At 68.2% G+C, this 23,697-nt stretch carries 21 protein-coding genes; 13 read left to right on the top strand and 8 right to left on the bottom strand.

Annotated features, from left to right (window positions below; genetic code table 11):
- Nucleotides 1–164: 164 nt before the first annotated feature.
- Both ACIHAO_RS11960 and ACIHAO_RS11955 read left to right on the top strand, forming a co-directional pair.
- Nucleotides 165–1,352, top strand: a complete 1,188-nt coding sequence (locus ACIHAO_RS11960) for an AAA family ATPase (protein ID WP_396557036.1) — start codon at nucleotides 165–167, stop codon at nucleotides 1,350–1,352.
- The gene (locus tag ACIHAO_RS11955; protein ID WP_396557034.1) at nucleotides 1,349–2,089 is read left to right on the top strand and encodes an HNH endonuclease; all 741 of its coding nucleotides are present in this window, start codon (nucleotides 1,349–1,351) and stop codon (nucleotides 2,087–2,089) included. Before ACIHAO_RS11960 ends, ACIHAO_RS11955 begins: the two co-directional genes overlap by 4 nt.
- Here ACIHAO_RS11955 and ACIHAO_RS11950 read toward each other — a convergent pair.
- Both ACIHAO_RS11950 and ACIHAO_RS11945 read right to left on the bottom strand, forming a co-directional pair.
- Nucleotides 2,065–2,700 (bottom strand): SRPBCC family protein, encoded by a 636-nt coding sequence (locus tag ACIHAO_RS11950; protein WP_396557032.1) that lies wholly within the window; start codon nucleotides 2,698–2,700, stop codon nucleotides 2,065–2,067. The two genes, ACIHAO_RS11955 and ACIHAO_RS11950, sit on opposite strands and share 25 nt — an antisense overlap.
- A gap of 112 nt (nucleotides 2,701–2,812) precedes the next feature.
- The gene (locus ACIHAO_RS11945; protein ID WP_396557030.1) at nucleotides 2,813–3,472 is read right to left on the bottom strand and encodes a hypothetical protein; all 660 of its coding nucleotides are present in this window, start codon (nucleotides 3,470–3,472) and stop codon (nucleotides 2,813–2,815) included.
- Nucleotides 3,473–3,651: 179 nt separating this feature from the next.
- Here ACIHAO_RS11945 and ACIHAO_RS11940 point away from each other — a divergent pair, with 179 nt between their 5' ends.
- Nucleotides 3,652–3,957 carry a DUF6204 family protein gene (locus ACIHAO_RS11940; protein ID WP_125790175.1) on the top strand — a complete coding sequence of 102 codons (306 nt, stop codon included), beginning with the start codon at nucleotides 3,652–3,654 and terminating at the stop codon, nucleotides 3,955–3,957.
- Nucleotides 3,958–3,967: 10 nt separating this feature from the next.
- On the opposite strand, the gene ACIHAO_RS11935 is transcribed toward ACIHAO_RS11940, so the two are convergent.
- Nucleotides 3,968–4,924 carry a neutral zinc metallopeptidase gene (locus ACIHAO_RS11935; RefSeq protein WP_396557028.1) on the bottom strand — a complete coding sequence of 319 codons (957 nt, stop codon included), beginning with the start codon at nucleotides 4,922–4,924 and terminating at the stop codon, nucleotides 3,968–3,970.
- 159 nt (nucleotides 4,925–5,083) lie between these two features.
- Between ACIHAO_RS11935 and ACIHAO_RS11930 the strand changes: the two genes are divergently transcribed.
- Entirely contained in the window at nucleotides 5,084–6,109 is a 1,026-nt protein-coding gene (locus ACIHAO_RS11930) for a polyprenyl synthetase family protein (protein ID WP_125789056.1), read from the top strand.
- Between the two features lie 15 nt (nucleotides 6,110–6,124).
- A complete protein-coding gene (locus ACIHAO_RS11925) occupies nucleotides 6,125–7,420 on the top strand; it encodes a hypothetical protein (protein ID WP_396557026.1) in 1,296 nt (431 codons plus the stop codon).
- Between the two features lie 63 nt (nucleotides 7,421–7,483).
- On the opposite strand, the gene ACIHAO_RS11920 is transcribed toward ACIHAO_RS11925, so the two are convergent.
- The 4 genes from ACIHAO_RS11920 to ACIHAO_RS11905 all read right to left on the bottom strand — a co-directional run bounded on the left by ACIHAO_RS11920 (nucleotide 7,484) and on the right by ACIHAO_RS11905 (nucleotide 11,957).
- Nucleotides 7,484–8,551, bottom strand: coding sequence for a 2-oxoacid:ferredoxin oxidoreductase subunit beta (locus ACIHAO_RS11920; protein WP_396557024.1), 1,068 nt, complete (start codon nucleotides 8,549–8,551; stop codon nucleotides 7,484–7,486).
- Nucleotides 8,548–10,455, bottom strand: a complete 1,908-nt coding sequence (locus tag ACIHAO_RS11915; protein ID WP_396557022.1) for a 2-oxoacid:acceptor oxidoreductase subunit alpha — start codon at nucleotides 10,453–10,455, stop codon at nucleotides 8,548–8,550. The genes ACIHAO_RS11920 and ACIHAO_RS11915 overlap by 4 nt, the downstream gene beginning before the upstream one ends.
- 289 nt (nucleotides 10,456–10,744) lie before the next feature.
- Nucleotides 10,745–11,497 carry an enoyl-CoA hydratase gene (locus ACIHAO_RS11910; protein WP_396557020.1) on the bottom strand — a complete coding sequence of 251 codons (753 nt, stop codon included), beginning with the start codon at nucleotides 11,495–11,497 and terminating at the stop codon, nucleotides 10,745–10,747.
- 13 nt (nucleotides 11,498–11,510) lie between these two features.
- Nucleotides 11,511–11,957: an Lrp/AsnC family transcriptional regulator gene (locus ACIHAO_RS11905; protein WP_005151923.1), complete on the bottom strand. Its 447-nt coding sequence runs from the start codon at nucleotides 11,955–11,957 to the stop codon at nucleotides 11,511–11,513.
- A gap of 74 nt (nucleotides 11,958–12,031) precedes the next feature.
- On the opposite strand from ACIHAO_RS11905, the gene ddaH reads away from it, so the two are divergent.
- From ddaH to ACIHAO_RS11890, 3 genes are all read left to right on the top strand, one after another.
- On the top strand, nucleotides 12,032–12,877 hold the full coding sequence (gene ddaH / locus ACIHAO_RS11900) for a dimethylargininase (protein ID WP_396557017.1): 846 nt from the start codon (nucleotides 12,032–12,034) through the stop codon (nucleotides 12,875–12,877).
- Nucleotides 12,878–12,968: 91 nt separating this feature from the next.
- Nucleotides 12,969–13,625, top strand: coding sequence for a polysaccharide deacetylase family protein (locus tag ACIHAO_RS11895; protein ID WP_396557015.1), 657 nt, complete (start codon nucleotides 12,969–12,971; stop codon nucleotides 13,623–13,625).
- A 117-nt stretch (nucleotides 13,626–13,742) separates the two neighbouring features.
- Nucleotides 13,743–14,411 carry a glycoside hydrolase family 75 protein gene (locus ACIHAO_RS11890; protein WP_396557013.1) on the top strand — a complete coding sequence of 223 codons (669 nt, stop codon included), beginning with the start codon at nucleotides 13,743–13,745 and terminating at the stop codon, nucleotides 14,409–14,411.
- Nucleotides 14,412–14,496: 85 nt separating this feature from the next.
- Here ACIHAO_RS11890 and ACIHAO_RS11885 read toward each other — a convergent pair whose 3' ends face one another.
- Nucleotides 14,497–15,903: an SdrD B-like domain-containing protein gene (locus ACIHAO_RS11885; protein WP_396557011.1), complete on the bottom strand. Its 1,407-nt coding sequence runs from the start codon at nucleotides 15,901–15,903 to the stop codon at nucleotides 14,497–14,499.
- 299 nt (nucleotides 15,904–16,202) lie between these two features.
- On the opposite strand from ACIHAO_RS11885, the gene ACIHAO_RS11880 reads away from it, so the two are divergent.
- From ACIHAO_RS11880 to asnB, 5 genes are all read left to right on the top strand, one after another.
- A complete protein-coding gene (locus tag ACIHAO_RS11880; protein ID WP_396557009.1) occupies nucleotides 16,203–17,519 on the top strand; it encodes a nucleotide sugar dehydrogenase in 1,317 nt (438 codons plus the stop codon).
- Entirely contained in the window at nucleotides 17,500–18,687 is a 1,188-nt protein-coding gene (locus ACIHAO_RS11875; RefSeq protein ID WP_396557007.1) for a glycosyltransferase family 4 protein, read from the top strand. The genes ACIHAO_RS11880 and ACIHAO_RS11875 overlap by 20 nt, the downstream gene beginning before the upstream one ends.
- A 139-nt stretch (nucleotides 18,688–18,826) precedes the next feature.
- Nucleotides 18,827–20,107, top strand: a complete 1,281-nt coding sequence (locus ACIHAO_RS11870; RefSeq protein WP_396557005.1) for an exopolysaccharide biosynthesis protein — start codon at nucleotides 18,827–18,829, stop codon at nucleotides 20,105–20,107.
- Nucleotides 20,104–21,654: a Wzz/FepE/Etk N-terminal domain-containing protein gene (locus ACIHAO_RS11865; protein ID WP_396557003.1), complete on the top strand. Its 1,551-nt coding sequence runs from the start codon at nucleotides 20,104–20,106 to the stop codon at nucleotides 21,652–21,654. The genes ACIHAO_RS11870 and ACIHAO_RS11865 overlap by 4 nt, the downstream gene beginning before the upstream one ends.
- A 13-nt stretch (nucleotides 21,655–21,667) precedes the next feature.
- Nucleotides 21,668–23,569 (top strand): asparagine synthase (glutamine-hydrolyzing), encoded by a 1,902-nt coding sequence (gene asnB, locus ACIHAO_RS11860; protein ID WP_396557001.1) that lies wholly within the window; start codon nucleotides 21,668–21,670, stop codon nucleotides 23,567–23,569.
- The last annotated feature ends 128 nt before the right edge of the window (nucleotides 23,570–23,697 follow it).

Below are 23,697 nucleotides of genomic sequence, written 5' to 3'. Positions count from 1 at the left end.
CAATGCGGCACTCGATTTCTCGACTCCTTGCCGCGGCGGCATCGAGGGGCCGAAGACCGGTACCGCTCGAAGGTCGGTACGGAGGTGGACGCCACCAAGGCGCACACCGTGGCGACCCACTTTCGGGTGCCCAGGTGACGTGCGCGCCGTCGTAAGCTTCCTTCATGTACATCGAGCGGGTCCGGCTGGAGAACATCCGTGGCTTCAGTGGCGCCCGCGCCGTCGACCTCAAGCTGCCCGGACCCGGCTGGGTGGTGCTCGCCGGGCGCAACGGTTCGGGCAAGACGTCGTTGCTGCGGGCCATCGCGGTCGCGGCGGCGCCGGACGTGGCCTGGGGATTGCTGTCGGACGCGGGCAGCTGGATTTCGACGAACCAGACCTCGGGGTCGATCGAGTTGTCGGTGATGCGTGAGGAGGGTCCGGCGCCGGTCGAGGTCCGCTGGCTCGACTCCGGTCTGCTGCCGATCTCCGGATTGCCGCCGGGCCAGCCGTTCTGCGCGGCGTATGGGCCCTTCCGGCGGCTCGCGGGCGGTAGCGGGGAGGCCGAGTCGTGGATGCGCGGCGCGGGGTCGCTGGCGCGGATGGCCAGCCTGTTCCACGAAGACGCCTCGCTCGCCGAGGGTGTCACCTGGCTGATCAATCAGCATCTCCGTGCCCTGGAAGGAAAAGCGGGCGCGCGTGAGCTGAAGGACGCGGCGCTGGAGATCCTCGGTGACGGTCTCCTGCCGGGCGGTTACCGGATCCGGGACGTCGATTCGGACGGGCTGTGGGTCGAATACCGCGGTGACCGGTTCCCGTTGCGCGAGATGAGCGACGGCTATCGCACGGTGACCGCGCTCGTGGTCGATCTGCTCAAGCAACTCAACGGTGCCGGCCTCGATCACGAGAGCCCCGGGGTCGTGATCATCGACGAGGTCGACGCGCATCTCCACGTCTCGTGGCAGAAACGCATGGGGCCGTGGTTCAAGGCGCATTTCCCGCGTATCCAGTTCATCGTCACCACGCACAGCCCCTACGTCTGCCAGGCCGCCGACCCCGGCGGCCTCATCCGGCTTTCCGGGCCGGACGAGGAGATGCCGCCGCGCGTGGTCTCCGAGGAGTTGTACGAGCGGGTCGTGTTCGGCTCCGGGGACGACGCCGTGCTGTCCGACCTTTTCGGTTTGGACACGCCTTATTCGCCGCAGGCGGTCGAGCTGCGGGAGCACCTCGCCGAACTCGAGTTCCAGGTGGCTTCCGGCCGGGCGGACGCGAACGGGGTCCGGGAATGGGAACGTCTCCGGGGCATGCTGAGCAGTTCGCCGCCGAGCCGGGTCGACGAGGTGGCCAGGCGGTTCGAGGCCGACGATCGGTGATCGGGATCCGCCGGATCGCGCTACCGGGGCGGGTGGTGGCCGATCTCGAAGAGCTGACCGCGCGGATCCCTCCCGGTGACAGCAAAGAAGCGCGACGGCTCTGGCGGGTTTCCCGTGCCGTACGGCGTTCTTTGCGGGCGGGCCTGGACGTCATGGCGGCCGGCCGCGGCTACTGCATGTACTGCGGTGACGGCCTCGGGTCCACTGTGGACCATTTCGAGCCGATCGCCCGGAATCCGGGGCGCGCGTTCGACTGGCTCAATCACGTGCTGGCGTGCGAGTACTGCAACAGTCACCACAAACGCGACCTGTTCCCGGTGGACGAAGACGGCAACAGCCTGCTGATCGACCCGACCGCCGAAGACCCGCTGGACCACCTGTTCCTGGTGCTGTCGATCGGCACCTATCGGGCGTTGACCGCGAAGGGCGAGCAGACCATCAAGGTGTGCGGGCTGAACCGCGCGCAACTGGCGCGCGGGCGGGAAACGGCGGTCAACCAGGTGAGCGCGCTCGTCATGGGCTGGTGGACCGCGCGCGAACTGGGGGATGACCGAAGGCGGCGCGCGATGATCTGGACCCTGCTCGATCAGCCGCACGCCGACGTCCTCCACGCGATGCTCCGGCAGTCGGGCATGCCGGGCGCCCGCGCCGTGTTCCAGGCGGACGACGAGCTCATCGACCTGCTTCGCGCGCCGGAACTCGCCGAAGACCTTCAGCTCTCCGGGGGCGCGGTGTAGGCGGCCAAGGTGGCGTCGGCGCGCGTGCGGGCCGTGGTCGCGTCCGTCCCGTTGGCGACGTCGGCCTCGTACCAGGCCTCGTTGCTCAAGGTCATGAACCGCACGCCTTCTTCGCTGGTCATCCAGGCCATGGCGGCCTCGGGGTCGGCGGATTCTCCGGATTCCAGGTGCAGCGCGAGCCCGTTCAGCATCATGTCCCAGCCGATGCCCACGGCGCCCGGCCCGAACTGGTTCCAGTGCTCGTTGGGAACGGCGGTGTGGGTGAGTTCGAACCGGGTGCGCCCGTCGGCTTCGGGGCTGAGCCGGAGCTCGATCCAGCTGACGTCGCCCCCGTACTCCCAGGTGGCGGCGAAGCTCTTCGGCGGATCGCAGCGCTCGACCGTCCCGCCCGCGTTGCCTTCGAGCTGGTACTTGCCGCCGACGCGCAGCTCGCCGCTGATCGGCAGGAACCAGCGCGGGATGCGCTCGGGATTCGTGCACGCGTCCCAGAGGTCGTCGAGGCCGGTGTCGTAGACCTGGCTGACCGTGGCCGTCACCGCCTCGCCCGCTTCGACCACGCGCTTGCCCAGCTGGCGCTGGACGGAGTTGATCTGGGTGGTCACGTCGACCATGGGTGCCCTCCTCTGCTCGGCTGCCGCCAAGGTATCAGCAGAGGCTTATATAAGCCAGAATGGAAAAGGGGCGCCCGGTCGAATCCGGACGCCCCCTTCCCGGCGGGTCGGCTCAGGGAGTGGGGGAGCAGGCCGTGCGCCCGATGACCACTTCGCCGGTGATGTTCGAGGCCGGGGCGAACTTGATCCGCAGCATGGTCAGCGCGATGCTGCCGTCGCCCGGCAACGTCTGCTCGTTGAAGATCGCCTCGGCGAGCAGGGTCCCGTTGGACTTGGTGATCGGCTTGACGTAGCCGACCGGCACGGGGGACGGCAGGGTGCCGAGCCCGGTCGCGCCGCCGTAGGTCCAGCTCGCGTTCGTGCTGGTCTGCGTGGCCGTGCAGCTGACCGAGTAGGACCTGAGCTTGATCCGCGGGCCGCTCGACGAGACGAGCGCCGACAGTTCGAAGTTCTGCCCCTTGGCCTCCGACTTCGTCGAGGTCACGTCGTTTTCGGGGTCGACGACGGTCGTCGTGCACGTCGACGTGCCGCCACCGAACGTGACCCCGGTCCTGGTCGCGACCCCGGACGAGTTGCTCGTCGGCCCTTCGACCGCGCAGTCGGCGAGCGACGAGATCGAGATCGGCGCCGAGGTGCCCTTGGTGAAGGCGGCGGAGCCGAGCGAGGCCACGCCCGCGGGGTTCGAGGCGGCGGCGGGCGTCACGCCGGTGCCGAGGCCTGCCAGCAGCAGGGCGCCGACCAGGCCGGCCCGGCTTGCGACGGTGCTACGCATGGGCTTCCTCCTCACGTGATGGAGAGCGAGCCGGATCGGCCGTTCTTCCTTTGTCATCACTATCTGCGTGTCGGATTCGCCCGTTGCGCGCGTGACGGTCGTTTCACTCGACCGTGGATCATGGGCACCCATTGGATATTCGGATTCGTATTCGGATACAGATCTGTATATTCGAACGCATGCCGACCTACCGCGTCCTTGTCAACGGCAAGTTCGACCACCCCGACGCCGGCACCCGCGCCCGGCTCCTCGCCGAACTCGATCAGCACCAGGCGATGGGGTTCACCGAGGACGGCCTGCTCACCTACAGCGCGCACCTCGGCTCGTTCACCTTCCGCATCACGCTGCGGGGTGAAGAGGAGCGCGACGTGCTCGACGAGGCCGAGCTGAAGGTCATGGAACTGCTGGACGCCAAGGGTTACCCGTACCGCGACGTCGCGGGGAAGGCGACCTGCATGGACGACATCAAGATCCGCCGCCGCTGACGACGGCCGTTCAGGAGACCTCGTTCGCCGGGGCGGCGAAGGTGTTGCACGCCGAGGTGTCCTTGGCCGTCAGCCCGCGCTTCTGCCACAGCGTGGCGTTCTTCGCCGAGCCGTGGGTCTCGCTGTCCTCGCCTTCGAAGCCGCCTTGTTTGAGCGGGGCGATCAGCCCGGCGCCGATCGAGCCGCGGCCGGCGGCGTTGGCGAGGAACAGTGTGCTGAAACAGTCGGCCTGCAGTTCGAGCCGCCTGCTCAGGTCGAGGATCTTCACCTGGTCGCCGTCCGCCTCGCGGTAGAGCGTGTCGTGTTTCCGAAGGATGCCGGACTGCTCCTGGACGTGGTGCCCGTATTCGTGGGCGAGCAGGAACAGCTGGGTCAGGAGTTCGGGTCCGCCGTTCGCGAGCTGCCTCGGCAACGGCAAGAAGATCGTCTTGTCGTCCGAGCAGTAGAAGCCCATGGCCTCCGAGGCGGGTGGAGGTGGGCCGCAGGCGGTGTTCGAGACGTCGTGGAGGTTCACCGCGACCGGTATCCGCGGCTCGCCCACCTGGGTCAGGACCGGATGCCACGCCCGCTCCAGGCAAGGGATCAAAGCCAGATAGAACGCGTCCAGCTGCTCCTTCGTGCCGCGGAGCCTGGGCAGTTCGCAGGTCACCTTCGGCATCGTCACGCCGGGAGCGACGAGAGGATTGGCCGCCGTCTCGAGTTTGCGGATCGGCACCTCCCGCGATGAAGACGGTGGAGCCGACGACGCGCCCGCCGACGTCGGCGGGACGGTCGGTTGCCAGGTCTGGACGGCGCCGGCCCTCGACTCCTTCAGGCCTCCGACCACGAGCACGGCCACGACCAGCATCACCGCCATGAACACGGCGAAGAGGACGACGGTGATCCACACCGTCGACCGCTGCTCGCGATGGTCTTCGGCGGGAGGTCTCCACGCCGGTCTTTCGCCGGAATCGTCCGGACTTCCCATGGTGTTCCCCCAGTTCGCGCCAGAGCGGGCAGGATACTCGGCGGGGGTGTCATATTCGTCACCGTTTCCCCTGGACAGCACGTCAACAGGCCTCGGTGGGTAGCCACTACGCTGGAAGCAACCCCGAACGGTGTCAAAGAGAGCGGAGCCGACGTGTCTGTGTCTTCACCTGCCCCAGGTGGTGCCATCGAGGACCTGCGCGCGTCCGTGGGGCTCCAGATCGCCGACGAGCAGCTCCTGCGCACCCTCGCGACCGGTCTCGCCGACGTCGAGACCCTGCTCCGCGAGGTCGTCCGCAGTGACGTCAAGGCCGTCGAGGACGCCGCTTCGCATCTGGTCGAGGCGGGGGGCAAACGTTTCCGTCCGCTGTTCACGCTGCTTTCCTCGCAGTTCGGGCCGAAGCAGGGCGACCAGGTGGTCACCGCCGCAGCGGCCGTCGAGCTGGTGCATCTCGCGACGCTGTACCACGACGACGTGATGGACGAGGCGACGATGCGCCGCGGCGCGGAGAGCGTCAACGCCCGCTGGGACAACACCATCGCCATCCTGACCGGCGACTTCCTGTTCGCGCACGCCTCGCGGCTGGTCGCGGACCTCGGCACCGACGCGGCCCGGATCATCGCCGAAACCTTCGGCGAGCTGGTCACCGGCCAGATGCGCGAGACGGTCGGCCCGGCCGACGGTGACGACGCGGTCGAGCACTACCTCACGGTCATCGCGCAGAAGACCGGTTCGCTGATCGCCACCTCCGGCCGGTTCGGCGGGATGATGTCCGGCGCGCCCGACCACTACATCGACGCGCTCCGCCGCTTCGGCGACATCATCGGGACGGCGTTCCAGATCTCCGACGACGTCATCGACATCGCGTCCGCCTCGGACGAGCTCGGCAAGGCGCAGGGCACAGACCTGCGCGAAGGCGTCCGCACGCTTCCGATGCTGTACGCGCTGGCCGACCCGGCGACCGACCCGCGCCTGGTGGAGCTGCTGTCGGGACCGATCTCCGACGACAAGCTCGTCGCCGAGGCCCTGGACCTGCTGCGGGCCTCGTCCGGACTCGAACGCGCACGCGAAACTCTTTCCGACTACGCTCGTCGGGCGCGTGCCGAACTCGCGGCGCTGCCCGCGTCGCCCGCCCGGGACGCCTGCGAATCGGTCGCCGACTACCTGGTCGCACGAACGCATTGACAAAGGGCAGGTTAGATGTCCATTTTCGGACAGGTTTGGCTGTGGAGTCTGCTGGCGTTCGTCGTCGGCGCGCTGCTCACCTGGCTGGTGCTGGTGGTCCCGGCGCGCAAGCGCATCCGTGAGCTGGAAAGCTCGCTGGCCACCGCGCACGCCGAGACGTCCCGGCTGCCCGCCGGGGTGAGCCTGGGCGCGGGTGCCGCGGCCGTCGCCGGCGGCACCGCGTACCTCACGAAGCCGTCGCACGACGAGCTGGACGAGGAGTTCGCGGCGGTCGAGGAGCCGAAGCCCGCGTACCCCGAGACGCTCACCGAGCAGGAACCCGCGCAGCAGTGGACCGAACCTGCCCAGGAGATCGTCGAGGAGCCCGTCGCCACTCCGACGCGGACCTTCGAGCCCGAAGAAGAGTACGAGGCCGAGTACCGCACGGCGCCCCAGACGGACCAGGAGCCGGATCCGGAGCCCGAACCGGAGCAGCCGGCCGAGCGGACGCAGTACATCCCGGCGGCCCAGCCGGAACCCGAGCCTGAGCCTGAACCCGAGCCGGGCAACCCGTACGTCAGCGCGGCGACCGAGTACCTCCAGCCCGCGTCGAAGCTGGACGTCGAGCCGGAACCCGAGCCAGAGCCTCAGCCGCCCGTGCCGAGCGAAGGGCCGTACCGGTCCCGCCTGGAGATGCAGCTGGACCCGGAAGGCGTCGAGACGCAGCCGGAGCCGGTGTCGCTGTTCAGCCCCGCGTCACGCGTGGAGACGGAGCAGGCGCCCGTCGAGACCAACTGGTTCGAGCGCGAAGAAGAGCTGCACGATCCGCCCGCGTACGCCTTCGGTTCCGACGAAGAAGCGAAGGCCGGGCTCCTCGACTCGGAGCCCGAGACGCCGGCCGAAGCCACCCAGGTGCTGCCCAAGCGCACGCCCCGGGGCACGGTCCGCGGTGGTTTCGAGCCGCCGCAGCCGATCCAGCCGTCCATGCGGGCGATCGAACGTCGTGAGCCGGAACTGTCCGGCGGGCAGAGCGGCTCGCTGTTCGAGCCCGCCGTCCAGCCCGGCGACGCGATGCCGGCGCCGGAGCCCCCGCCCGCGCGGCAGGTCGCCGCTCCGGTGACCGAGTCCGTTCCGCCCGGCCCGTTCGGCCCCGGATCGGCGATGCCGCGGCCCGGCGGTGGCCGTCCGGCCGACGACTTCGCGGTCAAGGCCAGCGTGACGGCCCTGCGGTACTGCACCGAAGACTCGCCGCAGTTCCCGAAGATGGTCGCGGAGGTCTGGTTCCGGTCCGCCGCCGACGCGGAGCGTGTGGGCTTCCGTCCCCTCACCTGATCGCAATGAAGGGGCCTTTCATAGCAAATTTGCTATGAAAGGCCCCTTCATTGCACTACGGAGCTAGCTGACGACGGTCCAGGTGTCCTTGCCGCGCAGCAGCCCCTGCAGATCGGGCTTGCGGGCGGCCTGGGCCTCGGCGACCTGGGCACGCGCCTGGTCGTCGTAGGTGGGCCGCTCGACCTGCCGCAGGATACCGGTCGGCACGTGGTTCAGGTTCTGGTCGCCGATCCGCGAAAGCGCGAACGCGTACGAGGTGTCCTCGATGGCCGGGTCGTGCACGACGAGGTTCTCCTCGCCGATGTTCGCGACCTTCCCGACCTCCAGCCCGGCCCAGCCGCCGCGCGTGACACCGAATTCGCCCTGCGGGCCGAATTTGATCGGCTCGCCGGGCTTCAGCGGGATGAGCCTGCTCGCGGCCTCGTCCTTGTCCTTGAGGACGTCGAAGGCGCCGTCGTTGAAGATCGGGCAGTTCTGGTAGATCTCCACCAGCGCCGATCCGCGGTGTTTCGCGGCGGCCTCCAGCACCTCGGTCAGGCCCTTGCGGTCCGAGTCGAGCGCGCGGCCCACGAACGACGCCTCGGCGCCGATCGCCAGCGAAAGCGGGTTGAACGGGGTGTCGACCGAGCCCATCGGGGTGGACTTCGTGACCATGCCCGGCCCGGACGTCGGCGAGTACTGGCCCTTGGTGAGACCGTAGATGCGGTTGTTGAACAGCAGGATCTTGATGTTCACGTTGCGCCGCAACGCGTGGATGAGGTGGTTGCCGCCGATGGACAGCGCGTCGCCGTCACCGGTGACGACCCACACCGACAGATCCGGCCGCGCGGTCGCGAGTCCGGTCGCGATCGACGGCGCCCGGCCGTGGATCGAGTGCATGCCGTAGGTGTTCAGGTAGTACGGGAACCGGGACGAGCAGCCGATACCCGAGATGAACACGATGTTCTCGCGTTTGAGGCCGAGCGTCGGCAGGAACGACTGCACGGCGTTGAGCACGACGTAGTCCCCGCAGCCGGGACACCAGCGGACCTCCTGGTCCGACTTGTAGTCCTTGGCCTTCTGCGGTTCGGTCTCGGTCGGCACAAGGTCCAGGCCGCCGAGGGTGGGGATCCCCAGATCGATCGCGGTCACTTCGTCCCCTCCGTACTGGTGATGATCTCCGTGAAGACGCCTTGCAGTTCTTCGGCCTTGAAAGGCAGCCCGGCGACCTTCGTGTACGACTTCACGTCGACGAGGTACTTGGCCCTCAAGAGCATCGAAAGCTGGCCGAGATTCATTTCAGGGACGACGACGGTGTCGTACGAACGGAGTACGTCACCGAGGTTGCCCGGGAACGGGTTGAGATGCCGTAGATGCGCCTGCGCGATGGGCATCCCGTCCTTGCGGACGCGGCGGCAAGCGGCGCCGATCGGGCCGTAGGACGAGCCCCAGCCGAGCGCCAGGACCCGTGCCTTGCCGCCGCTCGGGTCGTCGACGACGAGGTCGGGGACGTCGACGCCGTCGATCTTGGCCTGGCGCAGGCGGACCATCTTGTCGTGGTTGTCGGGCTCGTAGGAGATGTGGCCGGTCTTGTCGGCCTTCTCCAGCCCGCCGATGCGGTGCTGCAGACCGGCCTCGCCCGGCACCGCCCACGCTCGGGCGAGGGTCTCGGGATCGCGTACATACGGCCAGAATTCCCCGGAACCGTCCTCGGCATTCGGCTCGGTGGCGAATTCCACGCTCAGATCCGGCAGGTCTTCGACGTCCGGGATCAGCCACGGCTCCGAGCCGTTCGCGATCGCGCCGTCCGAGAGCAGGAAGACCGGCGTGCGGTACTTCAGCGCGATCCGGGTGGCCTCCAGCGCCGCGTCGAAGCAGTCCGCGGGGGACAGCGGCGCGACGATCGGCACCGGGGATTCGCCGTTGCGGCCGAACATCGCCTGCAGCAGGTCAGCCTGCTCGGTCTTGGTCGGCAGCCCGGTCGACGGCCCACCGCGCTGGACGTCGATGACGACCAGCGGCAGTTCGGTCATCACCGCGAGACCGATGGCCTCGGATTTCAGCGCGACACCGGGCCCGGACGTCGAGGTGACGCCCAGCGCACCGCCGTAGGAGGCGCCGAGCGCCGCGCCGATGCCGGCGATCTCGTCCTCGGCCTGGAAGGTGAGGATGCCGTAGTTCTTGTGCTTGGACAGCTCGTGGAGGATGTCCGACGCCGGGGTGATCGGATACGTGCCCAGCAGGATCTGCAGGCCGGACTGCTGCCCGGCGGCGACCAGCCCGTAGGCCAGTGCGGTGTTCCCGGTGATCTGGCGGTACGTGCCCTGGTTCAGCTTCGCGGGCGCGACCTCGTACGTCGTCGCGAACGATTCGGTCGTCTCGCCGTAGTTCCAGCCGGCGCGGAAGGCCAGGATGTTGGCCTCGGCGATGTCGGTCTTCTTCGCGAACTTCTCGCGCAGGAACCTTTCCGTGCCTTCGGTCGGCCGGTGGTACATCCAGGAGAGCAGCCCGAGCGCGAACATGTTCTTCGCGCGTTCGGCGTCCTTTTTGGACAGTCCGGTCTCTTCGAGCGCGCCCCTGGTCAACGTCGACATGGCCACCCGGTGGACTTGATAGGCCGAAAGGGTGTCGTCGTCGAGCGGGTCGTTGTCGTAACCGACCTTGACCAGGTTCCGCTTCGTGAACTCGTCGGTGTTGAGGATGATCGTCCCGCCAGACGGGACGTCGGCGATGTTCGCCTTCAGCGCGGCGGGGTTCATGGCGACCAGGACGTCCGGCCGGTCTCCCGGCGTCAGGATGTCGTAGTCGGCGAAGTGCACCTGGAAGCTCGAGACGCCCGGGATGGTGCCCTGGGGCGCGCGGATCTCCGCGGGGAAGTTCGGCATGGTCGACAGGTCGTTGCCGAACGCGGCCGCTTCCGAGGTGAACCTGTCGCCCGTCAGCTGCATGCCGTCACCGGAGTCGCCGGCGAACCGGATGACCACCCGGTCCAGTTTGGCGACCTCGGTGGGCCTGACGGCCGACAAGGAGCCGTTGCCGTTCGCACTCGTGCTCATAGGTCAGGGATTCCCTCTCTCCCGACGTGCGTCGTCCCCGGCCGTGCCGGAGATCCGGTGCCTCGCCCGGCGATGTCGGCCAGGTCACAGGTGCCATGTCCCGAGGTTAGTCCTCGGCACACTTCCCAGGTTGCCCTAAAAAAGGCCTGGACCTACTTCTCGAGTGTCCTGAGCTCGTCGCTGAGCGGGGGTTTCCCGGTTTATCTGTTACCGATGGTAACGGTTAGTTGTACGCCTCGATTGTGAGCCGTATCTCCTTCAAGCGTAGTGAAGTCCGGTCGGGGACCGGTCAGTGGCCGGACAGTGCCGCTCGCAACCTGGTCAGTCGTTCGGTGAACGCGGGCGCGGTGAGTGACGCCAGCTGCGGCTCGATCTCGGCGTCGACGGCGGCCGAATGGTCGGTCAGTGAAGCGGTGTGCCGAAGCGTGCGCTTCGTCGCCAGAAGGACGTCGCGCGGAGCATCGACGGCGGGTTTCGCCAGTTCACGGGCGGCCTCGACGAGATCGCCGTCGACAAGCTTTAGCGCGAGCCCGGATTCGACAGCGGCTTCGGCGCCGACGACCTCACCGAAGAGTGTCATCGCCGCGGCCTTCTGCGGGCCGACGAGCCGCTGGATCATCCACGTCATCCCGCCGCCGGGATGAATGCCGAGATCGAGAAATCTGGCCACGAACTTCGCCTTCGGTCCCACGATGCGGACGTCCGCGGCGAGCGCGAGGTTCAGTCCGGCGCCCACGGCGGCACCGCCGACCGCGGCGATCGTCGGCAAAGAACACCGCGCGACCGAGAGGAATCCGTCGTAGATCGCGCGGAGTCCGTCCTCCCGGGCGTCGGCGAGCGTGTCCAGGTCGGCGCCCGCGCAGAAGGCCGGTGGCGCGCCGGTGACGACCAAAGCGTGGACGCTTTCGTCGGCTTCGGCGCGCGAAACGGCCTCGGCCAGCTGCGCGGACAGGTCGAGGGTCAGGGCGTTGCGGGTCGCGGGCGCGTCGATGGTGAGCATGGCGACGCCGCCGTCGTGGCTGGAACGGATCTGATCGGTCACGGGACCGAGGGTGTCACGCCTCGGGGGTCGGCGGGCGTTCCAATAACCGGGAGAGGACGACGGTGGAGACCGTGCGGTCGACGATCTCCAGCCCGCGCAGCCGTTCCAGCGCGGTCTCCAGATGGTGGATGTCCGACGCGCGCAGGTGGACGATCGCGTCGGCCGCGCCCGACACCGTGTACGCCGCGACGACCTCCGGCAACGGCTCCAGCCGGGCACGGATCCGGGCCGGGGTGATGTTGCCGTTGCAGGTCATCTCGACGAAAGCCTCGGTGCCCCAGCCCAGCGCCTCGGGATCCACGACCGCGGTGAAGCCGCGCAGGACCCCGGTTTCGAGCAGTCTGTCGACCCGTCGCTTCACCGCGGGCGCGGACAGACCGACGACTTTGCCGATGTCGGCGTAGCTGGACCTCGCGTTGGCCATCAGGCATGAAACGATTCGCTGGTCGATGGTGTTCACACGCAATGTTTAGCAGGTATACGCGCAGCGAACAGCGATTGATTGCGGAATTAGGTGAGCCTTACCCTTCGGGTATGCCGGAACTGGAGCAGCAGCCCCGTGTACCCACGACGCGCCGCTACCTCATGTGCCCGCCGCGGTACTTCGCGGTGGATTACGTCATCAACCCCTGGATGGACCCATCCATCCCGGTCAGCGTCGACACCGCGATGGCGCAATGGACCGAACTCCGTGACACCTACCGACGCCTCGGCCACACCGTCGAGGAGATCGACGCCCAGCCCGGCCTGCCCGACATGGTGTTCGCCGCGAACTCCGGCACCGTCGTCGACGGCCGTGTCCTCGGCTCGCGGTTCCGCGCCCCGCAGCGCACCGCCGAGGCCGAGCACTTCCGCCGCTGGTTCGTCGAGCACGGCTACCGCGACATCACCATGCCCGAGAAGATCAACGAGGCCGAAGGCGACTTCGCCTGGACCGGCAAGATCCTGCTGGCCGGCACCGGTTTCCGGACCGACCCGGCCGCGCACGCCGAAGCGCAGGAGGTCCTCGGTGTCCCGGTCGTCTCGCTGCGGCTGATCGACCCGAGCTACTACCACCTCGACACCGCGCTGTTCGTGCTCGCCGAGGCCACCGACACCACGGCCGCCCAGATCGCCTACTTCCCGGAAGCGTTCTCGGCCGGATCGCGGAAGGTGCTGGAGCGGATGTTCCCCGACGCGGTAATCGCGGACCGGGCCGACGCGGAGTGCTTCGGCCTCAACGGGGTGTCCGACGGCCGCAACGTCGTCCTGCCGGTCGAGGCGACCGGATTGGCTGCGCGGCTGACCGAACGCGGCTACGAGGTCGTCTTCCTGGACATCTCCGAGCTCCGGAAGGCGGGCGGCGGCCCGAAGTGCTGCACCCTGGAGATCCGCAAGTAATCCGTTCGTGGAGACCTTGCGGGATCATGTAACTACTCCGTTCGCCAACTCGATTAATCGGGAAACACACTCGGTCCCGAATGAGGCGCGGATGGTGATCCTGGCGATAGGCGGCGTGGGCAGGCCCGTGCGCGCGCTGGATCCGGGCGAAAACGAAACATGGGTGACCGTCGAGCAGTTCGAGCGAGTGCTCGACACGGTGGCCGGACGGGAAGACGTCGGGCTCACCTTCGACGACGGCAACTCCTCCGACGTCGAGATCGCGCTCCCCAGGCTGGTGGAGCGCGATCTCACGGCGGAGTTCTTCCCGCTGGCCGGCCGTATCGGTCAGCGGGGCTTCCTCGACGCCGACGGACTTCGCAAACTGGTCGACGCGGGGATGTCGATCGGCTCGCACGGCTGGGAACATCGCGACTGGCGGCGGCTCGACGGCAGGCACGCCCGGCGCGAACTCGAAACCGCGCCGAAGCTGCTCGCCGATCTGAGCGGGGAACCCGTACGCGCGTACGCGCCGCCGTTCGGCGCCTACGACCGGCGAGTGCTCAGCAGGCTCCGGCGTTCCGGCGCGACGAGGGTCTACACGACCGAAGGCGGCGCGGCGTCGCGCGACGGCTGGCTGCGGCCGCGGGTCGAGGTGCGGCACGACGTCGACCAGGAGTGGCTCGACAGCGTGCTCGCTGAACGAGACGGCCTGTACCGCCGAGCGGGACGAGTCATCGCGCGGGTCGCCAGGCTTGCCCGCTTTTGACCGTTTTTCGTTGCATAGCAGGAAAACAACACCCCGCTGCCCCTTGAGCCGAATCGCGCACGGCGGCATCCTGAGCATCCTCGGTAAAGAAGTCTTATTAACTAAGGGGTGCTCGGTATGCGGAAACTACTGCTGTTCTCGGCCATGGTGGCGGCCGCGGGGCTGGCCCCCGCGGCGACGGCCGTGGCCGCCCCCTCGGTACAGGCGGCGCCGACCGCTCAGCAGTTGCTGGCGAAGACCACCGCCTGCAAACAGATCTCGAACGGCAAGTACAAGACCGACGACGAGACCGGCCGCACCATCGCCGTCTGCGACGCGGGCGGCGCCGTGTTCTGGAAGGCCGACATGGACGTCGACTGCGACGGGCAGCCGACCGCGCGGTGCAACAAGACCACCGACCCGTGGTTCCAGGACGGCACCGCGTACCCGCGCTCCGACGGCAAGGCGCTGATCGCCGACCAGACGCCCTACATCGTCGTGCCGAGCATCAGCGGCACGTGGAACTTCGAGAAGTCCGGCCTCAAGGGCGCCGGCTCGTGCGCGGTGATCTACAACAACAAGGTGCTCTACACCGTCATCGGTGACACGGGCCCGAAGGACATCATCGGCGAAGCGTCCTACGCGACCGCGAAAGCCTTGGGCATCAACCCGGACCCGAAGAACGGCGGCGTCGACTCGGGCGTCACGTACATCTGCTTCAAGAACTCGAAGGTGTCGCCGACCGAGGACCACGGGAAGGCGACCTCCGTGGGGGAGGGGCTGGCGGCGAAGTTCGTCCAGGGCTGAAGGTGTTCCAGGTCCGTGAAGGACTCCTTGAGAGACCCTGGGTCCCTCAAGGAGTCCTTCACGGGCAACCCCGGTATCCCGGGCGTCAGCGCGGTTCCAGCTGCACCCACCACTCCCAGCCGTACGGCGGGGCGACGTGGTGGACGGTCGAGTCGTCGACCGCCTTCCATGGGCCGACGACACGGAACTCGTATTCGCCGGCGGCGACATTGGGGAAGGTCACGAATCCCTTGGCGTCGGTCTTGGCGAGCGAAACCAGCTTGTTGTCCTTTGTGGACAAAGTGACGGTGGTGTTCGGCAGGCCTTCACCGTCGTCCGGCTGGTAGTTGCGGTTCTTGTCGACCCAGGCCAGCCCTCGGGAATCGGCACGCTTGCCGGGTACCGTGGCTTCGGCGGACACCCACGGGCCGCGCAGGTAGGTCTTGCCGTTGAAGTTGCAGTCGAGGATGGTCTTGCCGAAGTATTGCGCCTTCTCGGGCACCTGGCCGGTCAGGGTGAGGGTCAGTCGCTCTCCCGCGGCCAGCGTGCCCGCCTGTGCGGGACCGAAGGCGCCCCACTGCTCCTGCGGGATCTTCAGGTCGATATCAGTGCCTTGCGGGTCTCTGCACGTCGCGTAGAGCCCGGAAAGCGGGGACGCGCCACTGTTCGTGAGAGTGACCGTCGCCTTGGCCGTCTCTCCGGGCGCGTAGCGCGCCTTGTCGAATTCGATCTTCGCCTGAAGGTCCTTTTCCAGCGGCTGCCTGCCTTGGACGCTCAGGTTCTGGTACTTGCCGCTGCCGTCCAGGCGCATCAGATCGCCCTCCGGGAACAGCCAGCCGTCAGGGTCGTTCCGGAAATACAGCACCCGAGTGACGCCGACCGGGACCGCGTCGAAGGAGAATCGTCCCGCGGCGTCGGTGACCACCGACAGCGGCTGCGACAGCCCTGGGCCGCCCACCAGTGCCGTGAGCCCGGCCAGTTCCTCGCCGGGGGAAAGCACGCCGTCGCGGTTCTTGTCTCCGTAGACCTGACCCGCGACGCGTTCGGTGGTCTCGGGCGGAATCGGGTTCACCGGGACGTCGGCTCTGTTGTCCGAGTAGTCGGTGTCGGCCGGGGCGCTCAAGTCGATCCTCACCACGGGGTTGCCCGCCTCGGCGCCCCAGATGTAACCGGTCACGCGATAGGTCCGGCTCTCGCCCGCCTCGAAGGAGGTTCCGGGGCCGTTCGTGTCCAGGTCGCCCCACGTGTTCGGGTCGAAGCCGTAGTAGGGGCCGGAATAGGTGCTTCCCGTGGCTCTGACCTCGGTCGCCTTGGCATCGCCGATGTTGGTGATCTTGAGGTCGATCGGGATGTGGTCGCCGCGGAGCCAGCGCCCTTCCGGCACGGCCGCCGTGATCTTGAGGTTCGGGCCGGGATCGGCGTACGCGGGTACCGCGGCCATCGCTCCGGTGACGGTGAAGGCCAAGGTCAGCGCGCTGACAGCGCGGACGGACCGTGACAGGGTTCTGCGCATCGATGTTCCCCCAAGTGCTCGTCGTTGACGGAACGAACCTAAAAGCCGCGTCGTCCGATTGACCAGCACGGAACATTCCGGCGTTACCGAAAGGCAACCGCGAGGGCGTCCCGGGCGTGTACAGGAGATCGAGACGAAACCCTTACGCGCTCCCTGTAGCGTTTCGCACCCTTCGAGCGATGAGTAATTCCCTTGCCGCACAGGCATTCCGCCAAAAGCAGGCGAACTCATGCCACCGGTAACGAACCCGGTCCTCCTGCCGACCAACGGGCAGCGGAATGCGGCTGGAGGAATTCGTCATGAAGATCAGTGTCTTCGGGCTCGGTTACGTCGGTTGCGTGTCGGCGGCGTGCCTCGCCGGGCGCGGGCACGACGTCGTCGGGGTGGACGTGAACCCGGTGAAGATCGACCTCGTCTCCAGCGGCAAGGCGCCGGTGGTCGAGGAGCGGATCGGGGAACTGACCGCGGAGGTGGTCGCCCAAGGCAAGCTGAGAGCGACCACCGACGTAAGACAGGCGATCGCGGACAGCGAAGTCTCCCTCATCTGCGTCGGTACCCCCTCGGCTCCCAACGGCAGTCTCTCGACGGCTTTCCTGGAGCGTGTCGCCGAGGAAATCGGCGAAGCGCTCAAGACCAAAACACAACGGCACACCGTCGTCTTCCGCAGCACCATGCTCCCGGGCACCTGTCTGGACCTGCTCGTCCCCATCCTCGAAAAGTCGTCCGGTCTCACCGCCGGCGTCGATTTCGGGGTCGCGGTGAACCCCGAGTTCCTGCGCGAGGGAAGCAGCGTCAAGGACTTCTTCGACCCGCCCAAGACCGTCATCGGCGAGCTCGACGCGGCCAGTGGCGACGTCGTCGCGGCGCTGTACGAAGGGCTTCCCGGCGAGGTCTTCCGCGTCGCGATCCCGGTGGCCGAGATGACGAAGTACGCCGACAACTCCTTCCACGGACTCAAGATCGGTTTCGCCAATGAGCTCGGCTCCATCTGCCGTGCGCTGGGGCTCGACTCGCATCAGGTGATGGACGTCTTCCTCGCCGACCGCAAGCTCAACATCAGCCCCGCCTACCTCCGCCCCGGGTTCGCTTTCGGCGGCTCGTGCCTCCCCAAGGATCTGCGTGGCCTGGTCCACGCCGCGCACCGCGCGGACGTCGCCGTCCCGATCCTGTCGCACGTGCTGCCCTCGAACGACGAACACCTCCAGCGCGCCTTCGACCTGGTCGCGCGCACCGGCAAACGCAAGGTCGGGCTGTTCGGCCTGTCCTTCAAACCCGGCACCGACGACCTCCGCGAGAGCCCGCTCGTCGAGCTGGCGGAGCGGCTGCTCGGCAAGGGGTACGACCTCCGCATCTACGACGCCAACGTCAGCCTTTCGCGGCTGATGGGCGCGAACCGCGAGTACATCGAGGGCAGGCTGCCGCATCTCGGCCAGCTGCTGGCCGGTTCCATCGGCGAGGTCGTCGACCACGCCGAGGTCTGCCTCATCGGCTGCACCGATCCGGAGGTCCTCGCGGCGCTCCCGGCGGGCGGCGGCCACACCATCGTCGATCTCGTCCGCGTACCCGACGCCGACCGGCGCCGGACTGAAGAGGGATATGTCGGCCTTGCCTGGTAAAGCTCTCATCCTCGTCGAGAACCTTTCCGTCCCCTTCGATCGCCGCGTCTGGCAGGAGTGCCAGACACTCCGGGACGCCGGCTGGGAAGTCCACGTCATCTGTCCACAAGGGACGAAGCGGGACACCGAAGCCGAAGTCACCATCGACGGCGTCCACATCCTGAGGTACCCGCTGAAGGCCGCCACCGGTGGCCCGGCCGGGTACGTCCAGGAGTACGGCTCCGCGCTGTGGCACACGCTCCGGCTCGCCCGCAAGGTCGGCCGGGTGGACGTCGTGCATGCCTGCAACCCGCCGGACCTGCTGTTCCTGGTCGCGCTGTACCTCAAGCGCCAGGGCGCGAAGTTCATCTTCGACCAGCACGACCTGTGTCCCGAGCTGTACCTTTCGCGGTTCGACCGCGGTGAGGACTTCCTGTACCGCGCGGTCTGCGCGCTGGAGCGCCGCACCTACAAGACGGCCGACGTCGTCATCGCGACCAACGAGAGCTACAAGGACGTCGCCGTGAAGCGCGGCGGCAAGTCGCCGGAAGACGTCTTCGTCGTGCGAAGCGCGCCGGTGGTCGAGCGGTTCCACATGGTCCCGGTCGAGCCCGAGTTGAAGAAGGGCAAGCCGCATCTGCTCGCGTACCTCGGCGTGATGGGCCCGCAGGACGGCGTCGATTACGCCTTGCGAGCGCTCGCGTCGCTACGTGACGTCGTCGGCCGCGCCGACTGGCACGCCGTGTTCATCGGTTCCGGTGACGCCTTCGACGCCATGGTGGCGTTGTCGAAGGAGCTGAAGCTCGACGATCAGGTCGAGTTCACCGGCCGGATTTCCGATGAAGACCTGCTGCGCTATCTGTCCGCGGCCGACGTCTGTCTTTCGCCGGACCCCCTGAATCCGCTCAACGACGTGTCGACCATGAACAAGATCATGGAGTACATGGCGATGAGCCGCCCGATCGTCTCGTTCGAGCTCCGGGAGGCCCGGGTTTCGGCCGGGGAGGCCGCGCTGTACGCGCCGGCGAACGACGAGCCGGAGTTCGCGAAGCTGATCGCGCATCTGCTCGACTCGCCGGAGCAGCGGACCACGATGGGTGAGCTGGGGCGGGCGCGCGTCGCCGGTCCGCTCTCTTGGGAGAACTCGCAGAAAGCCCTGCTCTCGGCCTACGAGGCCGCGATCCGTTGATCGGCTTCCCGGTCGCGTTTTGAACAAGACTGGGGCAATCCTGTAACCAACGCCGTGGTCGGTCCGACGGGATTCATGCCACACCCAACCGCGCCGATGGGAGATCCCGGCTTTGAGTGACGACACGGTGCGCCTGTCCATGATCGGACAGGTTCTGCGCGGGAGGTGGCGGACCCTGGTGGTCCTCGCCCTCCTCGGCGCCTTGGTCGGCGCGGGATCGTCGGTGATCCTTTCCCCCGGCTACCGGACCACCTCCAGCGTGCTGCTGCAGGGCCCGCGTGAGGCGGACGAACTGCTCACCCAGGCCGAGGTGGCGACCAGTTCGGTCGTGCTCGACCGGGCCGCCGCCGGACTCGGGGACGGCGAGACCGGCGCCGACCTGCGGGACAAGGTGACCACGTCGGTCGCGCAGGGCAATGTCATCACCATCGAGGCCACCGGTGACACCGCCGAACAGACGCAGCGGCTCGCGGACCAGCTCGCCCAGGAGTTCGTGAAGTACTCCACGCAGATCATCGCCGGTTCCGGCGACGCCGCCGTGCAGCTGGCGCAGGAGCGCCGCGAGACGCTGCGGCAGCAGGTCGCGCAGACCAACCAGCGGATCAGTGAACTTTCGGCGAAGGTCAACGACGGCAAGACGACCGTGGAGAGCGTCCAGCTCCGCACCGAACTGCAGGGGCTGCGCTCGACGATCGAGTCGGCGATGTCCACCTTGAACGCGGCCGACACGGCGAGCGGTCTCGGCAACATGGTCGTGCTGGGTTCGGCCGAACTGCCGTCCGCGGCGGCCGCGCCCACCTTGCCGCAGCTCGCCCTCGGCGGCGCGGCGTTGTTCTTCCTGATCGGCCTGTTCGGGCATCTGTTCACCGCCCGCACCGACCGGCGGCTGCGCGACGACGAGGAGATCGCCGCGGCGGTCGGCGGCCCGGTGCTGGCCACCTTCGACGCCGTGGACCGGCGCCCGGCCGGAACCACCCTGCGGGCCAAGATCCTTCGTGACGACCGGCCGTGGAACATCCCGCGGGTCGACGTCTTCGCCGACGAGATCGACGCCGACATCCAGTACCGGCGCCTGGTTTCGCGGCTCCCGCACCGGCGGCTGCTCGTCCTCGCCGTGGACGGTGACCACGCCGGGCAGGCGGCCGCCGAGCGGATCGCCCGCCTCGCCGGCCGGTGGTTCGCGACGGTGACGGTGTCCCCGGCGCGGCCCGTCGTCGAAGACGCCGACGCCGAGGGCGTCCTCGTCGTGACGAGCCTCGGCTCCCGGTCCGCGTGGGAGCTGGTCGGGATCGGCGAAGCCGTCGCCGACGCCGGGCTCACCGTCGTGGGCACCGTGCTGCTCCGCCCCGTCTCCCCGACCCGAACCCGGCCCGGCGCGTCCACCCCCGCCGACCACGAAGCACTGGCAGGTACCGCGTGACCAGCGCCGAAAAAGCGAAGTCCGAACCGCTCATCGATCTGCAGCGGCTGGTCGTCTCGGTGCGGAGACGGCGCCGCCTGTGGACGTCCATGGCCCTGCTCGGCCTCATCGTCGGCGGGCTGGTCGCGGTGTTCCTGCCGTCGCCGCCCACCGCCGTCGCGCAGATCCTGGTCGTCCACCCCGACGACTCGCCGACCGACAGCGGAACGTTGATGCGGACCGACGTCGCCGTGCTCCAGACGACGAAGACCGCCACCGAGGCGCTCAAGAAGTTGAACAGCACCCAGGCGCCGGAAGAGTTCCTCAAGGACTACGAGGGGCTGGGCCTGACGAACAACGTCCTCCAGCTGACGGTCAAAGGCAAGACCAACGAAGAGGCAGTGGCTCGCGCGCAGGCGATCTCCGACTCCTTCATCACCGAGTACATCTCGCGCAACCAGGCGGCCGCGGCTGCCGAGCAGAAGGCCCTGCTCGACCAGCGCAACCAGGCACAGAACGAACTCGGCTCCATCGAGTCGGCGATCGTGGCCGAGGAGGCCAAGAACCGCAACGCCAACCCCGCTCAGCTGGAGCGGCTGTACTCGCGCCGCGCGGAGCTGACGTCCAAGATCTCCGACTACGACGGCCGCGCGCAGGAGGCGGGCATCGGCACGCCGAAGGTCGCCGCCGGGACGCAGATCGTCGACGCGCCGCGGATCCTGCCGCAGTCCTTCCTCAGGACGCTCGCCACCGACGCCGGGATCGGCTTCGCGCTGGGACTGCTCGCCGGGCTGGGGCTCGCTGCCGTCACGAGTGTGGTGAAGGACCGGCCGGTGCTGCGCCGCGAGATCTCACAGCACCTCGGCGCTTCCGTGATCGCGCAACTGCCCGAGCCACCGCGTTTCCTGCGCCGCTCGCGAGCGGTGACCAGGCGGCAGCGGGTCGCGGCGACGCTGGTCCGCGCCGTCCGGCAGGAGGGCGGTTCGGTGTCCTTGCTCGACCTCGGTGCCCGGCAGATCACCGCCGCGCTCGCCGTCGACATGGCGCGCGAGCTGGCGGAGAAGGGGACCGCGTCGCTCGTCGACGACCTGCCGAAGACGAACCTCCGGGAGCTGGCAGGCCAAGGCCCGATCCAGGTGCTGGAGCGCGGAGACACGCCGTTGGCTCCCGGGGAACGCCGGATCGGCGTCGGTTCGGTCGAGCCGGGGACGTCGTGGACCGACCTCGAAGTCCTCGGTGAGGAGACGATCCTCGTCGTCCGCACCGGGCACGCGAACACCGAATGGCTGCACACCGTCGCCCGCCAGCTGGCCGACCGGCACATCCCGATCATCGGGGTCGTCGTGGTGGACCCGGATCCGCGCGACCACACCGACGGGACGCTGTGGGACGGCCTGCACACGGCGTTACGCGGCCGGGCCGCCCGGCCCATGCCGAAGCCGCTGGAGATGTTCCCGAAGAAGAACGGGCATCCGACGCCGTACAAACGTGCCAAGGAACTCGGCAACGCCGATCAGCCGACCAAACGATTCGCGCCGGTTTCACCGGACAACGCCGAAGCGCTTTAGGGAGCGAAAGCAGATGTGCGGCATCGCAGGGGCCTACTTCTGGCCGGACGGGGGCCCGCTCACCGATCGGCTCACCAAGACCCTCGCCCATCGCGGGCCGGACGGCTCCGGCCGGTACGACCACGGGGAAGTCCACTTAGGACACCGAAGGCTGTCGATCGTCGACCTGACCGAGACCGGCGCGCAGCCGATGGTCAAGGACGGGCTCGCGCTGACCTACAACGGCGAGCTGTACAACGCGCCGGAGCTGCGGAAGGAACTCGAAGCCGCCGGGGTGCGGTTCCGGGGGACGTCCGACACCGAGGTCCTGCTGGAGGCGTGGCGCAAGTGGGGCACCGACGGCTTGCACCGGCTTCGCGGCATGTTCGCGTTCGGTGTCTTCGACGAGCGCAGCGGCGCCTTGACCCTGGTGCGGGACCAGCTGGGCATCAAACCGCTGTTCCTGGTGCGCCGCGGCAAGGGGGTCACGTTCGCCTCGGAGCTGAAGGCGCTGGCCGCCGAACTCGGCGGTTCCCTGACCGTCGACGACACCGCGCTCGTCGCCTCCCTGCTCTACTACTGGGTTCCGGACGGCCGCTGCGCGTTCCGCGAGGCCGAGAAGCTGCCGCCGGGCAGCTGGGCGCGGTTCCGGCCGAACGGCGATGTCGAGCGCGGCACGTTCTGGTCGCTGCGCCAGGTCGCCGAGGAAGGCGCCGCGTACGAGGGCGAGTTCGACCTCAACGCCGTCATCGAGGACTCCACGCGCAAGCACCTGATGGCCGACGTGCCGGTCGCGACGTTCCTCTCCGGCGGCCTCGACTCCAGCTACCTGACCGCGATCGCCGCCCGTGAGCAGCCGGGGATCTCCGCGTACACCATCGGTTTCCGGGCCGAGGACGCGAAGTTCGAAGCGATGCCGGACGACCTGATGTACGCGAAGAAGGTCGCCGCGAAGTTCGGCGTCGACCTGCACGAGATCGAGATCGCGCCGCAGGTGCTCGATCTGCTGCCGCGGATGACGTACCACCTCGACGAGCCGATCGGCGATCCGGCGGCGATCAACAGCTACCTGATCTGCACGGCCGCCCGCGAGGCCGGCGTCAAGGTGATGCTGTCCGGCATGGGTGCCGACGAGCTGTTCGCCGGATACCGCAAGCATCTCGCGAACAAGATCGCCGTTCAGTACCAACGGGTACCCGGTCTCGTGCGGCGTCCGGTGGAGTCCCTTGTGGACAGACTGCCGGTGGCGACGTCGAAGCGCGGATTCCGTTCGGTACGGTTCGCCAAACGATTCCTCTCGTTCGCGGAACTGCCGGAGGAGACCGCGTTCCGGCGCAGCTACACGATGTACGACCAGGCCGAGCTCGTCGCGCTGCTGAACCCGGACCTCGCGGGCGCGGTGGACGACGTGATCACCGAACACGCGGACACCTATCACGACAACACGCTGACCGACTTCGTGAACCGCATGTGCCTCGCCGATTCCCGGCTGTTCCTGCCAGGGCTCAACCTCGCCTACACCGACCGGTCCAGTATGGCCGCGTCCACCGAGGTGCGGACGCCGTTCGTCGACATCGAGGTCGTGAAGGCCGCGTTCCGGATCCCCGGCGACAAGAAGATCGTGAAGCGGCAAGGGAAGATGGCGCTGAAGGAAGCGGCGCTCTCGATCCTCCCCGCCGAGATCGTGCACCGGCCGAAGGGCCTGTTCAGCGCACCACTGCGGGCTTGGATGAGCCGCGACCTCGCGCCACTGGTGCGCGAGGTGACGAACGAAGGCGAATTGGTGAAGGCCGGGTTCCTCCAACGTGAGGCCCTGCAACGGCTCGTCGACGAAGACGCGTCCGGGCAGCAGGACCGGTCCAAACACCTCTGGCACATCTTGACCCTCGAGTACTGGTATCGCGGTGCCGTTTCCGCCCGGTCCGGTGGGTCATGAGTGGCGATTTATGGCCAAGGCGAGTCGCGGGGGTGGCCGTCGGGGGCGGGGGTGTAGGGTCCGGGGGGGAGGGGGGAACGCCCCCGGGGGGGGGTACGGGGGGGCTAGGCGAGAACACAACGCCCAAA

This window comes from Amycolatopsis sp. NPDC052450 (assembly GCF_044547565.1).
In the GTDB taxonomy this organism is placed as follows: domain Bacteria; phylum Actinomycetota; class Actinomycetes; order Mycobacteriales; family Pseudonocardiaceae; genus Amycolatopsis.
Note: the sequence above shows the minus strand (reverse complement) of the source record. Positions and strands in the feature narration are given on the sequence as shown.

What these genes read in the sequence shown, in the direction of transcription:
- ddaH (WP_396557017.1), top strand. Translation starts at nt 12,032, where the DNA reads ATGCCGGAACTGGAGCAGCAGCCCCGTGTACCCACGACGCGCCGCTAC.
- ACIHAO_RS11915 (WP_396557022.1), bottom strand. Translation starts at nt 10,455, where the DNA reads ATGAGCACGAGTGCGAACGGCAACGGCTCCTTGTCGGCCGTCAGGCCC.
- ACIHAO_RS11890 (WP_396557013.1), top strand. Translation starts at nt 13,743, where the DNA reads ATGCGGAAACTACTGCTGTTCTCGGCCATGGTGGCGGCCGCGGGGCTG.
- ACIHAO_RS11945 (WP_396557030.1), bottom strand. Translation starts at nt 3,472, where the DNA reads ATGCGTAGCACCGTCGCAAGCCGGGCCGGCCTGGTCGGCGCCCTGCTG.
- asnB (WP_396557001.1), top strand. Translation starts at nt 21,668, where the DNA reads ATGTGCGGCATCGCAGGGGCCTACTTCTGGCCGGACGGGGGCCCGCTC.
- ACIHAO_RS11880 (WP_396557009.1), top strand. Translation starts at nt 16,203, where the DNA reads ATGAAGATCAGTGTCTTCGGGCTCGGTTACGTCGGTTGCGTGTCGGCG.
- ACIHAO_RS11875 (WP_396557007.1), top strand. Translation starts at nt 17,500, where the DNA reads ATGTCGGCCTTGCCTGGTAAAGCTCTCATCCTCGTCGAGAACCTTTCC.
- ACIHAO_RS11885 (WP_396557011.1), bottom strand. Translation starts at nt 15,903, where the DNA reads ATGCGCAGAACCCTGTCACGGTCCGTCCGCGCTGTCAGCGCGCTGACC.
- ACIHAO_RS11870 (WP_396557005.1), top strand. Translation starts at nt 18,827, where the DNA reads ATGATCGGACAGGTTCTGCGCGGGAGGTGGCGGACCCTGGTGGTCCTC.
- ACIHAO_RS11935 (WP_396557028.1), bottom strand. Translation starts at nt 4,924, where the DNA reads ATGGGAAGTCCGGACGATTCCGGCGAAAGACCGGCGTGGAGACCTCCC.
- ACIHAO_RS11960 (WP_396557036.1), top strand. Translation starts at nt 165, where the DNA reads ATGTACATCGAGCGGGTCCGGCTGGAGAACATCCGTGGCTTCAGTGGC.
- ACIHAO_RS11940 (WP_125790175.1), top strand. Translation starts at nt 3,652, where the DNA reads ATGCCGACCTACCGCGTCCTTGTCAACGGCAAGTTCGACCACCCCGAC.
- ACIHAO_RS11950 (WP_396557032.1), bottom strand. Translation starts at nt 2,700, where the DNA reads ATGGTCGACGTGACCACCCAGATCAACTCCGTCCAGCGCCAGCTGGGC.
- ACIHAO_RS11925 (WP_396557026.1), top strand. Translation starts at nt 6,125, where the DNA reads ATGTCCATTTTCGGACAGGTTTGGCTGTGGAGTCTGCTGGCGTTCGTC.
- ACIHAO_RS11895 (WP_396557015.1), top strand. Translation starts at nt 12,969, where the DNA reads ATGGTGATCCTGGCGATAGGCGGCGTGGGCAGGCCCGTGCGCGCGCTG.